Genomic DNA, 15,500 nt, shown 5'->3' with positions numbered 1-15,500 from the left:
CTGAGCTGACGAGGTCCTCCTCGCTGCCGGTGCGGCGCCGCCGCCGCACCCCGCCCCTGACAGGGCTCGTCCCCGACGATCTTCGAAGCAGCGAGACGATGACTATCACCACCTCCCTCAGCACGTTCCTGTCCCCCGACGCCGCCTCGGCGCATCTGCTGCCCTGCCACGATGCGGAGGCCGCGGACCTCTTCTTCTCCGAACGACCCGCTGACCTCGAGCAGGCCAAGATGCTGTGCGCCGACTGCCCGCTCATCGAGGACTGCCGTCGCGGTGCCCTCGAGCGCGAGGAACCGTGGGGCGTGTGGGGCGGCTCCATCTTCGAGTCGGGCCGCATCATCGCGGTGAAGCGCGGCCGGGGGCGTCCTCGCAAGGACCGTTCGGCGGTCAGCGCCGCCTGAGCCCTTCGCGCTCGGGTGCCGCACGACGAAGGGGGCGGAGCACCTCACGGTGCTCCGCCCCCTTCGTGGTCCCCGGGGCGCTCGAGGAGCGGCCCGGGAGCGGTCCTCAGGCCTTGCCGAGGATCCGGTTGAGCTTGGTGCCGCACTCGGGGCACACGGCCTTGGCCATGCGGCGACCGTTGGAGACGACGACGTTCCCCTCGGCCTCGCGCTTCTCGCGGCACTTGACGCAGTAGAACTCTCCGGCGTAGGTCTCGTCGGCCATATTCGCTCCTCGTGGGACTCGATGGTGATTCCGTTCCCCGGCGCGATCGCTCAGGCGATGCACGCGGGATCGACCCACCATAGACGGGGACTCCCGGCGCGCACGAATCAGGCGCGCCGCGGACAGGGCGACGGCTCGCCGCGCGCTTCGGGTCGAGGGGGCTCCGCGAGGAGCCGAGGAAGTGCGCACGGCGAGCCGGCATCGTCCGCCCGGACCGGGCTGGACGCCGATCGGGCCGTAGGACCCCGGGGGCGCTCAGCACCACGCGCACCTTCCCCGTGTGCGTCCTGCTAGTTATCCCGGGGTCCCACGTGCAGGGAAACCTAGCCGGACTCGGGGCGGCGGTCAAAGGCGGGCCGGGGACCGACTGTGGACAACAGCCGCTGCACTGTGGACAGGGTGCGGACGGGCCGGGACCCGCTGTGGAGGGAAGATCGACGGTGCAGGTCACAGGCATGCTGTGGCCCATCTCGCCGTGCACACCTGTGGACGGAGAAAGTTTGTGCCGTTGCGCGTGCCAGGCTGGGTGCATGACCGAGACCGTCCTCCTCGAGCAGCAGCGCGGACCCCGTGGAGAGCGGGTCCTGGTGCGTCGCTCGCGCCGCCGCACCCGTTCCGTCGCGATCACCCGGCGGGACGGCGATCTGATCATCGCGATGCCGGCGGCCTTCTCCCGGCGGCAGGAGGAGCAGTGGGTGCGGCGCATGCTCGACCAGCTCGCCGCGAAGGAGAGCCGCACCACCTCCGCCCCGCGGGGTGATGCACACCTCCTGCAGCTCGCCACCGAGCTCAGCGAGCGCTACCTCGGGGGCCGCGCCCGTCCCGTCTCCGTCACCTGGTCCACCCGGCAGAAGCACCGCTGGGGCTCGTGCACCGCGGCCGAGGGCACGATCCGGCTCTCCACCCGGTTGCAGGGGATGCCGGACTACGTGGTGCACGCCGTGCTCGTGCACGAGCTCGCCCACCTCCTGGCCGACGACGGCCACGGCCCGCAGTTCCGCGCCCTGATGGCCCGCTATCCGGAGGCGGAGCGGGCGGAGGCCTTCCTCGCCGGCGTCGCCTGGGCGCGGGACTGGCCCGATCCGGGCGACGGGCAGCCCGCAGGCCCTGCCGCGGCCGAGGCGCGGGGGAGTGGTGCGGGGGACGGCTCCGCGATCGACTGAGGACGCGCATCGCCAGCCGGACCGGCCCGCACGGCGGACGCTCGCCAGAGGCCAAGAGCGGTTCAGGAGCCGGGAGCGGCTCAGGCGCCCTGCGCCGCCAGGTGCCGGCCGAGACGCCGCAGGTTCGCGGCGAGATCCGGCACCGTGCCCTCGGGCAGGGTCGCCGTCTCGGCGGCCCCCGGATCGTGCAGGGGCCACGGCACCCAGACCACCTCGGGGGACTCCTCGCTCGGCCGCAGTGGTTCCTCGGCCGCGGAGCGTCTTGTGCGCAGCAGGTACTGCACGTCCCAGTGCTCATGGCAGGCGCCGAAGGCCGCATCGAGTCCGTGACGGTTCAGCACGGCGGGGCCGTCGCCGACCGCCTCGAGGTCCTCCAGCCCGGTCTCCTCGGCGACCTCGCGGCGCGCCGCCGCCTCGAAGGAGGTCTCGCCCGCCTCGAGGTGCCCGCCGGGCTGCACCCAGAAGCGGCCCTTGCGATGCCACACCAGCGCGACGTGCTCGCCGGGGGCGTCGACCACGATCGCGCTCGCCGTGAGATGCCTCGGGCCGCCGTCGCGGTGCAACGCCCGCGGATTCTCCCGCAACAGGTCGCCGTACTCCGACGCCAGCTCCGGACCCGACGGCGCGGTGGCGGCCCGGGCGATCTCCGCGAGGGCCTCAGCGGTCATCGTCGGCGGAGCCCTCGGACCCCTCGTCGGTGTCGTCGTCGGAGCCGTCGGGCCGCCCGTCGGCGGACCCATCGGACCCGTCGGCGGAGCCGTCCCGGTCCTCGGGCAGCACCCGGCCCTGCTCGTCCTCGCGGGGTGCGCTGCCGAGGTCCTCGCCGGCGAGGAGCCGCGCGAGCTCCGCATCGAAGTCCGAGGGGATCTCCACGGCGGCCAGGTCCCCGGACTCCTCGCTCTCGGGCGCCTCCTGCGGAGCCTGCGGGCGACCGGAGAGCATCTCGGCGCTGGGCAGCAGGTCCGGGTGGTCCCACTTGGCCTCGCGCGCCTGCTCGCCCTCGGTCGCGAGCACGCTGTCCCACCATGCGAGGGCCTCGCGGGCCTGCCGCGGCCGCAGCTCGATGCCGACGGTGCCGGACAGCATCTGCTCGGCGGGGCTGCCGGCGACGCGGCGCCGCCGCAGCACCTCCCGCAGCGCGTCCAGGTGCGGGATCTTGCCCTCCAGCGCCCGGGTGGTGACGTGGTCGACCCACCCCTCGACGAGGGCGAGGGTCGTGGCGAGCTCCTCGAGGGCGCGCTCCTGGGAGGCGCGCCGGGTGAAGACGAACATCTCCTCCGGGCGCCTCGCCTGCAGCGCCTGCGGATCGGAGAGGTCCAGGCCGCTGACCATCTCGTCGAGGGCGTCGAGGTCCAGCGTGATGCCGCGGGCGTAGTCCTCGATCGCCGAGAACAGCGCCTTCCCCAGCCAGGGCGCGGCGGAGAAGAGAGCGGTGTGCGCGATCTCGCGGGCGGCGAGGAAGATGCGCGCGGCGCCGGGGTCCAGGGAGTGCGCGGAGATGAGGTCCTCGACGTTCGCGGCGACCAGGGCGGGCTCGCCCTCCCGGCCCAGCGGCAGCGAGAGGTCGGTGGTGCCGGAGGCCTCCCGGGCGAGGGAGCCGATCGCGTGGCCGAACTGCACCCCGAACAGGGTGCCGCCGATCCGCTCCATCATCGCGGCGGGATCGCCGCCGGGCAGACCCGAGGCAGCCACCCCGTCCATCCGGCCCATTTCGCCCATCTGCGCGGCGATGGCCTCGCCGATGGCGCCCGCCATGTACTTCGCGACCGGCTCGACGATGCCCTTCCAGTGCGGCAGGGTGCGCACCAGCCAGGTGCCGCGGCTGAACACCCCCAGCTCCGCGGAGGGCACGTCGATCGCGAGCACCGGGTCCAGCCACAGCCGAGCGACCTGCGCCGCCTGGCGCAGCTCGGCGACGGTCGCGGCGGAGGGCGTCGGGTCACCGGGGGAGCCGACGGGCTCCGGCAGCCCCGGCACGCCGGTCTGGCCCGCGGCGGTGCGACGGGCGAGGTCCTCGGCCATCTGCCAGTTCACGGGGCCGTCGCCCTGCGAGGCGAAGAGATGCTGCATCTGCGCGGCGGCGGCGCGCAGATGCGCCGGGTCCTGCGGCAGGTTCGCCTGCTGGGCGAGGGCCGAGAGGTCGACCCCGTCGAGCGCCCCGTCGGGCAGCGCGTCCCCGAAGGTCTCCTTCAGGAAGCGCTTCAGCGCCTCCTCGTCCATGTTCCCGGGGCCGCCCGGGATCGGGCCGTCGGTCATGGCCACCTCCTGCAGTGCGTGGGCGCTCAGCGTACCGAGCGGGGCTGGGGCCGGGCAGGGCGCGCCCGGCCGCTCCGCCCACAGCGCAATCCGCTCCCGCCCCGATCCCGCGCGGGCCCTGGGGCACAATGTCCGGGTGAGCTCCGACCCCTCCCGACCCACCCGACTCCGCCGGGCCCGCGCCCTCGGCGACCGCTGGCTCGAGGAGGCGCAGCTGGCCCGGCCGGGCTGGGCGATCGGTTCCCTCCTGCTGCTGTGCGCGATGATCGTCGGCGCCTCGGTGATCCCCGTGCCCTATGTCGTCGAGCGGCCCGGCCCCGCCGTCGACGTGCTCGGCGAGTACGAGGAGGAGCAGATCCTCGTGATCTCCGGGGCCGAGACCCACCCCACCGAGGGCGAGCTGATGATGACCACCGTCTCGGTCGACGGCGGTCCCGGCTACACCGTCACCCCCGTCGAGGTGATCCGAGCCTGGTTCGACCGCAGCCAGGCCGTGCTGCCGCGGGAGTCCGTCTTCCCCGAGGGACAGACCCGCGAGCAGACCACGCTGACGAACACCGCCTCGATGAGCACCTCGCAGCAGGGTGCGGTCGCCGTCGCGCTCGACGCGCTCGACATCGAGTACGAGCCCGCCGTGCTCGTCGCCGGTGTCGAGGAGGAGGGCCCCGCCGACGGGACCCTCGAGCCCGGCGACGTGATCGTCTCCGTCGGCGGGCAGACCTCCGCGGACCTCGAGGGCTTCCGCACCCTGATCCGCGCCGCCGACCCCGCCGGCCCGGTCGCGATGACCGTGCGCCGCGACGGCGAGGAGCTCGAGCTGGAGGTCCCCGCCGAGGAGGCCGACGGCACCGCGCGGCTCGGGATCGTGCTCTCCGACGGCTACGAGTTCCCCTTCGAGGTGGACCTCGCCGTCGGCGACATCGGCGGTCCCAGCGCCGGGATGATCTTCTCCCTCGCCGTCTACGACGAGCTGACTCCGGGGGCGCTCACGGGCGGGCAGTCGATCGCCGGCACCGGCACCATCGCGGCCGACGGCGGCGTCGGCGGGATCGGCGGGATCCGCCAGAAGATGGTCGGCGCGTCCGACACCGGCGCCGACTTCTTCCTCGCGCCCGCCGCGAACTGCCAGGAGGTCATCGGCTACGAGCCCGACGGCCTCGAGGTCGTCGCCGTGGAGACCTTCGACCAGGCCGTCGAGGCCACCGAGACCATCGCCGAGACCGGCTCCACCGAGGGCCTGGTCACCTGTGAGGACGTGATCGAGAAGTGAGCAGGAACCGCCGCCGCACCCCGCCGAGCCCCACCGTCGTCTTCGACTTCGGGGGAGTGCTCTCCGCCGGGCACGACCCGGTCCCGGACCTCCACGAGCTGCTCGGCGGGGATCCCGCCGTCCTCACCGAGGCGCTGTGGGCGCACCGCCCGGCCTACGACGAGGGCCGGACCAGCCCGGCGGAGTACTGGGGCGCGGTCGCCGCCGCCGTCGGCGTCGACTCGCTGACGGCCGCGGAGATCGAGGAGCTGCAGGACGCCGACAACCGCTACTTCCTGCGCCTGGACCCTGCCTCCCGCGAGCTGATCCACGACCTCGCCCGGGCGCGGGTGCGCCTGGTGCTGCTGTCGAACGCCTCCGCCTCCTTCGGCGAGGCAGTGCGCCGCACCGACTGGTTCGAGGCGTTCTCCTTCGCGGTGATCTCCGCGGAGGAGAAGGTGATGAAGCCCGATGCCGAGATCTACCGGATCCTGCTCGACGCCCTCGCGCACGAGACCGGCGGGGTGTCGATCCCCTCGGCCGTCGTGTTCTTCGACGACCGCGCCGACAACGTCGAGGCGGCCCGTGCGCTCGGCCTCCACGCCCACCGCTGGCCCCGGAACGGCGAGGAGACCGGCGAGGGCGGTGAGCACGGCACGGTGATCGCGCGTCGCATCCTCGCCGAGCGCGGCGTGCTGGTGGACTGAGATGAGTGGCCCGCCGGTCCCCCCTCCGTCCCGCCGGGTGCAGCACGACGCCGTGCCGCCGCGCACCCTGCCGCACCCCGCACCGCCCGTCGGCCGCGCCTCGCTGGGCCCCGCCTCGTTGGGCCTCGCCGGGTGGCTGCAACTGCTCGCGACCGCTGCGGCGCTGGTGGGCGCCGTCCTCGCCCGCGCGACGTACGGTCCGGCCTTCGGATACGGCGTCTCGACCCTGCCCCTGATGCTGTTCGTCGTCGGGGTGCTGATCGGGATGCTCTCGCTGATGATCCTGCTGACGGCGACCCTGGTCCCCGATGCGGTCGAGCGGAGCCATCGTCTGATCGCCGGGGTCGGGGGAGCGGTGCTCGCGGGAGCGCTGCTGGTCCTGCTGGCCGTGGTGGGCTTCTTCACGCTCGGGTCGCTGCTCGATCTCGGCGGGATCGTGCTGGCCGTCCCCGTGGTTGGGGCCGTCGGGGCCGGAGCAGCCCTCGCGCTCCTCGGCGGCTCGCACGGACGACGTCGGGCCGGGGCGCTCCTGCTCGCGGGCGGGGCCTCGGCCGCGGTGTGGTTCTTCGCGTCCTGGTGGGTCCTCAACACGCTCGCGGCGGTGGCCCTCGCCGCGGGGCTCGAGCCCGCGGGAGCGCAGTAGGTCCCGCGGGGACCCGTTGCCGTGGCGGGACGGTAGAGTCGGGCACCGTGACGACTCCCGTGCGGCACCGCTCCGCGGCGCGCCGGTGAGACCCCCGCACCCCGACCACGCTTCGACAAGGACACCACATTGGCAGAGTTCATCTACACGATGTACAAGGCCCGCAAGGCCGTGGGCGACAAGGTCATCCTCGATGACGTCTCCATGAGCTTCTACCCGGGCGCGAAGATCGGCATGGTCGGCCCCAACGGCGCCGGCAAGTCGACGATCCTGAAGATCATGGCGGGCCTGGACCAGCCCTCCAACGGCGAGGCGCGGCTCAGCCCCGGCTACACCGTCGGCATCCTGCTGCAGGAGCCCCCGCTCGACGAGTCCAAGACCGTCCTGGAGAACGTCCAGGAGGGCATGGGCGACCTGTACCGGAAGGTGCAGCGCTTCAACGCGATCGGTGAGGAGATGGCGGAGCCCGATGCGGACTTCGACGCCCTCATGGGGGAGATGGGCAAGCTCCAGACCGAGATCGACGCCGCGAACGGCTGGGACCTCGACTCGCAGCTCGAGCAGGCGATGGACGCGCTGCGCTGCCCGCCCGGCGACGAGGCGGTGACCCACCTCTCCGGGGGTGAGCGCCGCCGCGTGGCGCTGTGCAAGCTGCTGCTGGAGAAGCCCGACCTGCTGCTGCTGGACGAGCCCACCAACCACCTTGACGCCGAGAGCGTGCTCTGGCTCGAACAGCACCTGCAGCAGTACGAGGGCGCCGTCATCGCCGTCACCCACGACCGCTACTTCCTCGACCACGTCGCCCAGTGGATCGCCGAGGTCGACCGCGGGCACCTCTACCCCTACGAGGGGAACTACTCCACCTACCTGGAGAAGAAGGAGGAGCGCCTGCAGGTCCAGGGTAAGAAGGACGCCAAGCTCGCCAAGCGCCTCAAGGAGGAGCTGGAGTGGGTGCGCTCCTCGGCGAAGGGCCGCCAGGCCAAGTCCAAGGCGCGTCTGGCCCGCTACGAGGAGATGGCCGCGGAGGCGGAGAAGACCCGCAAGCTCGACTTCGAGGAGATCACCATCCCGCCGGGCCCGCGCCTGGGCAACGTGGTGATCAACGCCAAGGACCTGCAGAAGGGCTTCGGCGACCGCACCCTCATCGACGGCCTGTCCTTCTCGCTCCCCCCGAACGGCATCGTCGGCGTCATCGGTCCCAACGGCGTCGGCAAGACCACGCTGTTCAAGACCATCGTCGGCCTCGAGCCGCTGGACGGCGGCGATCTGAAGATCGGCGACACCGTCCAGATCAGCTACGTCGACCAGAACCGCGAGAACATCGACCCGGAGAAGAACCTCTGGGAGGTCGTCTCCGACGGGCTGGACTTCATCCAGGTCGGCAAGGTCGAGATCCCCTCGCGCGCCTACGTCTCCCAGTTCGGCTTCAAGGGGCCGGACCAGCAGAAGAAGGCCGGCGTCCTCTCGGGCGGCGAGCGCAACCGTCTCAACCTCGCGCTCACCCTCAAGCAGGGCGGCAACGTGCTGCTCCTCGACGAGCCGACCAACGACCTCGACGTGCAGACCCTCGGCTCGCTCGAGAACGCCCTGCTGGAGTTCCCCGGCTGCGCCGTGGTCGTCTCCCACGACCGCTGGTTCCTCGACCGCGTCGCGACGCACATCCTGGCCTACGAGGGCACCGAGGAGAACCCCTCGAACTGGTACTGGTACGAGGGCAACTTCGAGTCCTACCAGAAGAACAAGGTCGAGCGACTGGGCGAGGACGCGGCGCGACCGCACCGCGTCACCTATCGCCGCCTGACTCGCGACTGATCCGCACCGGGCCGCGGCCCGGAACGGAGGAGGGGCATCGCCGAGCGGCGGTGCCCCTCCGTCGTCCCCGGGGCAGGCCTCCGGGACGCCGGCTCAGTGCGCGGGGTCGAGGCTCGCCACGATCCGCTCGGACGGGGTGCCGGACATGTTCTGCGGCGACATCTCGCGCGTGACCAGGAGACGCTCGACCCCCTGCTCCGCGATCAGCTCGATCGTGCCGTCGGTCTGCAGCTCGAGCACACCGAGGTCCTGCAGCGCCCCGTCCTGCTCGCCCCACAACTGCAGCACTTCGCCGTCGTACCCGCGCACGCCCTCGGCGCGCAGGGCGAGCTCGGTGTCGGTGAGGACCGCCTGCCAGGTGCCGTTGTCGCTCACGCCCGGAACGAACCGGGCGCTCGGGTCCATGCTCTGCGCGGCCCAGGCGGCGCTGAACTCCTCCGTGCGGGCGAGATCGTCGCGGGCCTCGAGCAGCAGCAGGCCGAGCACGAGCGCACCGATCAGCCCCAGCACCGCGAGGGTGCGCGAGATCCACGGCGCGCCGCGCGGGCGGCGGCGGGCGGCCCGCGCCTCGGCGCGTCGGCGTCGCCGGCTCCGGTCGCCCTGCGCGGATCCCGTGTAGGCGAAGGCGGGGGCGGCGGCCCCGGACTCCCTGCCGTCGGGGACAGCGTCCGGGGAAGGCAGCGGAGTGGCGGGGGAGGCCAGCGACGCGGAGCCCAGCCGGGTCCCGGCCACGGCGGGCGGCCCCACCAGGCGGCGCTGGCTGTCGGTGCCCAGCACCGGTGTCGCATAGGAGCCGCGATAGGGCGCCTCCGGCCCCGGGGCGATCGCGGCTGACGGGACGGCGGGCGCAGGGTGGGCGGCGGACGCCGACGGCGCCGAGGGCGCAGCGCCGGCGGACGGGGCGGACAGAGCGGACCGAGCGGTGCCGGCCGACGGAGCGGACGGCGCGGGGCCAGCGGTCGTGCCGGACGGGGCGGTCGGGCCCGTGCCCGCGGCCGGGCCGGGACGCGCCGCGGGGACGGACCCCGTCGTCCCGTCGCCGCCGGTCGGGCCCGCGGGGCTCCCGAGGTGCGCCGCCGGGAAGCCCTCGAGGACGGGGACGCGCAGATCCCGGCTGGGCGTCACCGCGGTCAGCAGCGTCAGCCGGGCCGCCGCCTCGATCGCTCGCCGATGGATCAGCACGGTCTCCCCGGAGGACGACAGGCGCGTCAGCCGCGCCTGCTCCTCCGCGGTGGCGAGGGCGAGGGCGTCCAGGGCGGCGAGGGCCCGGACGGCGCGTGACCCCGACTCGGGCTCGGCCAGCGGTCCCGAGGGCACCAGGCGCTCCAGTGCCTCGGCCAGGACCGTCGCCGCGTCCTCCCGGTCGCTCGCCGGGTAGGGGAAGCGGCCCTGCGCGGCGGACTCCACCAGGGCGCGATCGGCAGGGGGCAGGGTCAGGAGGACCCGCTGCACCTCGATCTCCCGACGGTCGCGGGTGCGGTCCGCGGCGTCCTCCGGGGAGATCAGGGAACGCACGGTGCCGCGCGGGGAGGTCGAGACCGCGGCGCGGCGCGCCCGATCGAGCACCGCCACCTCCCCGGGGAGCCCTCCCGTCGCGAGCTGCGCCGCATCGCGCAGGCACGAGCGCAGCACGGCGATCGAGATCCGCTCGGCACGGGCGGAGGACCCCGTGACCTGCACTGCGAGGCCGTGGACCCGGGGCGCCAGGAGGTCGACGAGGCCGCGGGCGGCGCGATGATCCCCGCCCGCGATGCGACGCAGCAGGGTGCGGACGGGATCCAGACGCTCGGAGAGATCGATCGTGTCCTCGGGGATCTCGACGATCTCCCCCGTATTCGTCCCGATCCTCATCGGACGTCCTCCCTGACGGTGCCTGACGGGTCCCCACCCCTGATGCCTCGACCAGACATTGTGGCAGGCCGGAGACCTCCCCGGGGTGCGCGGTGGATGGAGAGGGTGGTCAGTCCGGACGAAGCCGCTGGAAAGAACTTGCAGAAATCTGGGCCGGAAGGAGCGTCGGCGGGGTGTGACGGGAGAACATCGTTGCAGGTGGACAGGCGTAACTCGCAGCTCGTGGCCGCGTTCGACGCTCCGCAAGATCAGTGCAAGCCGACCCCGACTCCTCGGGTACTCTCGTGCCATGAAGCCGATCTCCACGATCACGGTGTCCTCCGCCCTCCCGAGAGTCCTCGAGCCCCTGCGCGACCTCGCGCTGAACCTGCGCTGGACCTGGCGCCGCCAGACCGTCGACCTCTTCCGCAGCCTCGACCCCGAAGCGTTCTCCGCGAGCGGCGGCAACCCCATCGCGATGCTCCCGCGGGTCCCCGCGGGCCGTCTTGACGAGGCCGCGCACGACGAGACCTTCCTCGCCCGCATGCGCGCGGAGTCCGGCGACCTGCGCACCTATCTCGACTCGGGCCGCTGGTTCCAGCGCACCGTGCCCGCGAACGGCGTCGGCACCCCGGCGATCGCGTACTTCTCGATGGAGTTCGGCATCACCCCGACCCTCCCGATCTACTCCGGCGGCCTCGGCATCCTCGCCGGCGACCACCTCAAGTCCGCCTCCGACCTCGGCGTGCCGCTGGTCGCGATCGGCCTGCTCTACCAGTGGGGCTACTTCTCGCAGTCCCTGGACCGCAGCGGCTGGCAGCAGGAGGAGTACAAGCTCAACGATCCCGCCGAGCTCCCCGTGAGCGAGGTCCGCGGCGCCGACGGCGAGCAGGTCACCGTCTCCGTCACCCTCCCGGGCGGTCGCGAGGTCGCCATCGCGCTCTGGGTCGCGCAGGTGGGTCGTATCCCGCTGCTCCTGCTCGACACGAACGTCGAGGCCAACGACGAGGAGGCGCGCCAGATCACCGACCGCCTCTACGGCGGCGACCACGAGCACCGCATCGTCCAGGAGATCGTCCTGGGCATCGGCGGCGTGCGCGCCGTCGCCGCCTTCGCCGCGGCGACCGGCCACCCCGCGCCCACTGTCTTCCACCTCAACGAGGGCCACGCCGGCTTCTCCGGCCTCGAGCGGGTCGGCCAGCTGATGCAGGCCGGCGCGAGCTTCGCCGAGGCCGTCGCCGAGGTGCGCGCCGGGACCGTCTTCACCACGCACACCCCCGTCCCCGCGGGCATCGACCGCTTCGCGGCCCAGGAGCTGCGCGGCTACCTCGACGCCGACGAGTCGGGGATCTCCCGCCTGATCCCGGCGCTCCCCGTCGAGGCGTCCCTCGCCCTCGGGACCGAGGAGGGCGGCGAGATCTTCAACATGGCGCACCTCGGCTTCCGCATCGCCCAGCGCTCCAACGGGGTCGCGAAGCTCCACGGCGCCGTCTCCCGCGGCATGTTCCAGGACCTCTACCCGGGCTTCGACGTGCCCGAGGTGCCGATCACCTCGGTGACCAACGGCGTGCACCGCCGTACCTGGACCTCGGCGCACATGGACGACCTCTACAAGAAGGCGCTCGGCGACGTCGACATCTCCGCGATGTCCGACTGGTCCGCGCTGTCGACCCTCACCGATCACGACCTCACCGATGCGCGGGACGCGCTGCGGGAGGAGCTCGTGGACATGGCCCGGGCCCATGTGAAGCGGGCATGGCTACGCCGCGGAGCCGACGAGGCGGAACTCGCCTGGACCGAGTCGATCCTCGATCCGCGCGCCCTCACGATCGGCTTCGCCCGCCGTGTCTCCACCTACAAGCGCCTCACGCTGATGCTGAGCGATCCGGAGCGGTTGCGGCGCATCCTGCTGGACGAGGACCGCCCCGTCCAGTTCGTGATCGCCGGGAAGTCCCATCCCGCCGACCGCCCCGGCAAGGAGTTCCTCCAGCAGCTGGTGCAGTTCGCCGACGACCACGGCGTGCGTCACCGCATCGTCTTCCTTCCGGACTACGACATCCGCATGGCCTCGGTGCTGATCGCCGGCTCCGACGTGTGGCTGAACAACCCGATCCGCCCCGAGGAGGCCTCGGGCACCTCGGGCATGAAGGCGGTCCTCAACGGCGGTCTCACCTTCTCCATCTCCGACGGCTGGTGGGACGAGATGAAGGACGACACGGCCGGATGGACCATCCCCACCGCGGATCTGCCCGACCAGGGCGAGCGCAACCGCCTCGAGGCGGAGGCCCTCTACGAGATCCTCGAGAACCGCATCGTGCCGCTGTTCTACGAGCGCGACGCGCGCGGGCTGCAGCGCGGCTGGATGACCAAGGTCCGGGCCTCGCTGGTCTCGGTCGCCCCGCAGATCACCGCCGCCCGCATGGTCCGCGACTACGTCACCGATCTCTACCTGCCGGCAGCGCGCGCGGCCTCCGCCTTCCACGCCGATCCGGCGCTGGGAGGGTCGTTCACCGCGTGGAAGGACGCCGTGCAGGCCGCCTGGTCCCAGGTGGCGGTGCGCTCGGCGACGCTCGAGGGTGCGGGCTCCGGGGCGGTCACCACGGGCGCCGAGGTGACCCTCGCGGCCGAGGTCGAGCTCGGCGGGCTGCGTGACGAGGACGTCCTCGTCGAGGCGGTCCTGGGCCCGATCGGCGCCGAGGGTGAGATCATCGACCCGCAGCTGATCCCGCTGCAGCGCGCGGAGGACGGACGCCACACCGCCCGCCTCGCGCTCGCCGTCCCCGGCGAGGTGGGCTTCACCGTGCGGGTCACCCCGCAGCATCCGGTGCTCGCCCATCGCGCCGAGCTCGGGCTGGTCGCCACCGCCTGAGCGCCGCCCGCAGCACCCCACCCGGAAGGTCCCGACCCCGTGCCGACCCGTCGCCAGTTCCTGCTCACCACCGCTGCGACGGGACTGGCCGGGGTCGGGGCGCTCTCCGCCTGTTCCCGGCCCGCTCCCGAGCTGGAGGAGGGGGACGCCCTCCGGATGCGGGTGTGGAGCGAGCAGGCGGCCTCGGCCTACGCCATCTCCCTCGCGGCGTTCACCGAGTCGACCGGCGTGACGGTCGAGGTCGAGGTGCTGACCTGGGATGACTACTGGAAGCAGATGCCGCTCGACGCCGCGGCCGGCACCCTTCCGGATGTGATCTGGATGAACACGGCGAACCTCGCCGCGGCGATCGAGGGGGATCATCTCCTCGAGGCGGGGCCGATGGTCGGATCGGTGGTCGGTCAGTGGGATCAGATCGCCGCGGACCAGTACACCGTCGACGGTGCCCTGTGGGGCGTGCCGCAGTACTCCGACCAGTCGCTACTCGTGGCGCACGACGATCTCGTCTCCGGTGCCGGGGGCGATGCCACCGCCCTCGGCGCGGAGCCGGGCGCCCCCTCCGACGCTCTCCGGGATCTCGCCCGCGCGATCACGGTCGACGGCGAGGGCCGCCACCCCGGCGACGAGGGATTCGATGCCGCCTCCCGCACCGCCTTCGGTTTCGGTGCGCACCTGGACCGCAGCGCCGTGCTGGGCCCGTTCGTGGCCGGACAGGGCGGGCGCTGGCAGGACGAGGAGGGTGCCTTCACGCTCGACTCCGCCGAGGCGGTCGCCGCGATCCAGTACCTCGCCGATCTCACCACCTCGTCCCTCGCCCCCGACGGCACCGAGACCACCCAGGACCCCGCGCGCTGCCGGAACCTCTTCCTCGAGGGACGCCTGGGCCTGCTCCAGACCGGCACCTACGATCTCGGCACCCTGGGCGACGGGATCGCCCAGAGCTTCCCGTGGTCCGTCCATCCGGTGATCCCCGGCCCGCGCGGGGCGCGTCCGCTGGTCCACGCGGTCGCCGCCGTCGCGGTCGACCCGGACGACGAGGACCGCGAGGCGGCGATCGGCGAGCTGATGAGCTGGCTCGGCACGGTCGACGGCCAGCGGCCCTTGGCCGAGAACCGGATCGGCATCCCCGGTCATCGAGATCTGCGCAGCGCCTGGGAACAGGCCTGGTCCGAGCAGGGCGTGGACGTCAGCGCGATCGGCGCCCCCGAGGAGGTCGCCGCGCCCGAGCACGGGCTGCGCTCGGCCGAGGGCACCGCGGCGGCGCTCGGCGTGATCGCGGAGGTGTTCCGCGGGGAGGCCGCCGCCGCCGAGGCGATGCCCCGCGCGCAGGCGGCGGCCGAGGCGGCCGTCGGCTGATCCGCTCGCGGGATCAGGCGCCGCGAGCGCGGATCATGCCCTCCTGGGTGACCGTCGCGACCAGGTCGCCGGCCCGGTCGAAGACCTGACCGTGGGTGAGCCCGCGCCCACCCGCGGCGCTGGGCGAGCGCTGCACGTAGAGCAGCCATTCGTCGGCCCGCACGTGCCGGTGCCACCAGATGGCGTGGTCGATGGTCGCCATCTTCAGTCCCGGGGTCATCCAGCTCAGCCCCTGCCGGCGCAGGATCGGCTCGAAGGGCGTGTAGTCGCTCGCGAAGGCGAGGATCGCATCGTGCACCAGGGCGTCGGCGGCGACGGGCGCGAGGGTGCGCATCCACACCATCTGCGTGTCGCTCGCGCCGCCGTTCGCATCGGGTCGCAGGTAGATCGGGTCGGTCACGTGCCGGATGTCGATCGGTCGCTGCGTGGACCAGTAGCGGGCCACCGGGTGATCGATGCCGGCGAGGACCTCCGCGGTCGTCGGCAGCCCGTCGGGGTCGGGGGCCTCGGGCGCGTGCTCGGAGTGCTCCAGGCCGTCCTGCTCCTCCTGGAAGGAGGCGGTCATCGCGAGGATCGTGCGCTCGCCCTCGTCGGCCGTGCGGCCCGGCTGGGTGGCGAGCACGCGCCGCACCGAGAAGGAGCCGCCGTCCCGCAGCGCGTCCACCTGGAAGCGGATCGGATGCTGCGGGTCGCCGGGCGCGAGGAAGTAGGAGTACATCGAGTGGATCCGTCGGCCCTCCGGGGTGGTGCGGCCCACCGCGGTGACCGCCTGGCCCATCACCTGCCCGCCGAAGACGTGACCGCCCGGCTGAGGGTTGGAGTCGCCCTCGAAGGCGGCGACGGTGGTCGGGGCCGAGAGGGCGGGGTCCACTTCGAGCGGGCGCAGGTCGAGCAGGTCGACGAGTCCGGCGACGACGGCGGAGGGATCCGGGACGGGGGTGCTCATGGG

General features: G+C 73.1%; 13 protein-coding genes. 8 read left to right on the top strand and 5 right to left on the bottom strand.

Going from position 1 to position 15,500, the window contains the following annotated elements; translation table 11 throughout:
• The first annotated feature begins 98 nt into the window (after positions 1-98).
• Positions 99-401: a WhiB family transcriptional regulator gene (locus tag V1258_RS12595; RefSeq protein WP_329744861.1), complete on the top strand. Its 303-nt coding sequence runs from the start codon at positions 99-101 to the stop codon at positions 399-401.
• 106 nt (positions 402-507) lie between these two features.
• Here V1258_RS12595 and V1258_RS12590 read toward each other — a convergent pair whose 3' ends face one another.
• Complete coding sequence (locus V1258_RS12590; protein WP_010551122.1) at positions 508-666, bottom strand: DUF5679 domain-containing protein; 159 nt, start codon at positions 664-666, stop codon at positions 508-510.
• Positions 667-1,196: 530 nt separating this feature from the next.
• On the opposite strand from V1258_RS12590, the gene V1258_RS12585 reads away from it, so the two are divergent.
• Positions 1,197-1,829 carry a M48 metallopeptidase family protein gene (locus V1258_RS12585; RefSeq protein ID WP_329750005.1) on the top strand — a complete coding sequence of 211 codons (633 nt, stop codon included), beginning with the start codon at positions 1,197-1,199 and terminating at the stop codon, positions 1,827-1,829.
• 80 nt (positions 1,830-1,909) lie between these two features.
• On the opposite strand, the gene V1258_RS12580 is transcribed toward V1258_RS12585, so the two are convergent.
• On the bottom strand, positions 1,910-2,497 hold the full coding sequence (locus V1258_RS12580) for an NUDIX hydrolase (RefSeq protein ID WP_329750004.1): 588 nt from the start codon (positions 2,495-2,497) through the stop codon (positions 1,910-1,912).
• On the bottom strand, positions 2,487-4,085 hold the full coding sequence (locus V1258_RS12575) for a zinc-dependent metalloprotease (protein ID WP_329750003.1): 1,599 nt from the start codon (positions 4,083-4,085) through the stop codon (positions 2,487-2,489). Before V1258_RS12575 ends, V1258_RS12580 begins: the two co-directional genes overlap by 11 nt.
• A 136-nt stretch (positions 4,086-4,221) precedes the next feature.
• Here V1258_RS12575 and V1258_RS12570 point away from each other — a divergent pair, with 136 nt between their 5' ends.
• From V1258_RS12570 to ettA, 4 genes are all read left to right on the top strand, one after another.
• On the top strand, positions 4,222-5,355 hold the full coding sequence (locus V1258_RS12570; protein ID WP_329750002.1) for a YlbL family protein: 1,134 nt from the start codon (positions 4,222-4,224) through the stop codon (positions 5,353-5,355).
• On the top strand, positions 5,352-6,041 hold the full coding sequence (locus V1258_RS12565; protein WP_329750001.1) for an HAD family hydrolase: 690 nt from the start codon (positions 5,352-5,354) through the stop codon (positions 6,039-6,041). The genes V1258_RS12570 and V1258_RS12565 overlap by 4 nt, the downstream gene beginning before the upstream one ends.
• 52 nt (positions 6,042-6,093) lie before the next feature.
• Positions 6,094-6,684 (top strand): hypothetical protein, encoded by a 591-nt coding sequence (locus V1258_RS12560; RefSeq protein WP_329750000.1) that lies wholly within the window; start codon positions 6,094-6,096, stop codon positions 6,682-6,684.
• A 129-nt stretch (positions 6,685-6,813) separates the two neighbouring features.
• On the top strand, positions 6,814-8,496 hold the full coding sequence (ettA, locus tag V1258_RS12555) for an energy-dependent translational throttle protein EttA (RefSeq protein WP_329749999.1): 1,683 nt from the start codon (positions 6,814-6,816) through the stop codon (positions 8,494-8,496).
• A gap of 93 nt (positions 8,497-8,589) precedes the next feature.
• Here the strand turns inward: ettA and V1258_RS12550 are convergent, their stop codons facing one another.
• Positions 8,590-10,347: a hypothetical protein gene (locus V1258_RS12550; RefSeq protein WP_329749998.1), complete on the bottom strand. Its 1,758-nt coding sequence runs from the start codon at positions 10,345-10,347 to the stop codon at positions 8,590-8,592.
• Positions 10,348-10,636: 289 nt separating this feature from the next.
• On the opposite strand from V1258_RS12550, the gene glgP reads away from it, so the two are divergent.
• Together glgP and V1258_RS12540 are read left to right on the top strand one after the other, a co-directional pair.
• Complete coding sequence (glgP, locus tag V1258_RS12545) at positions 10,637-13,195, top strand: alpha-glucan family phosphorylase (RefSeq protein ID WP_329749997.1); 2,559 nt, start codon at positions 10,637-10,639, stop codon at positions 13,193-13,195.
• A 39-nt stretch (positions 13,196-13,234) separates the two neighbouring features.
• A complete protein-coding gene (locus V1258_RS12540; RefSeq protein ID WP_329749996.1) occupies positions 13,235-14,551 on the top strand; it encodes an ABC transporter substrate-binding protein in 1,317 nt (438 codons plus the stop codon).
• A 13-nt stretch (positions 14,552-14,564) separates the two neighbouring features.
• Here V1258_RS12540 and V1258_RS12535 read toward each other — a convergent pair whose 3' ends face one another.
• On the bottom strand, positions 14,565-15,497 hold the full coding sequence (locus tag V1258_RS12535) for an acyl-CoA thioesterase (RefSeq protein WP_329749995.1): 933 nt from the start codon (positions 15,495-15,497) through the stop codon (positions 14,565-14,567).
• Between the last annotated feature and the right edge of the window lie 3 nt (positions 15,498-15,500).

It is taken from the genome of Brachybacterium sp. J153, from assembly GCF_036311905.1.
Lineage (GTDB): Bacteria > Actinomycetota > Actinomycetes > Actinomycetales > Dermabacteraceae > Brachybacterium.
The sequence above is the reverse complement of the archived record's forward strand: the minus strand, read 5'-3'. Positions and strand labels throughout refer to the sequence as shown.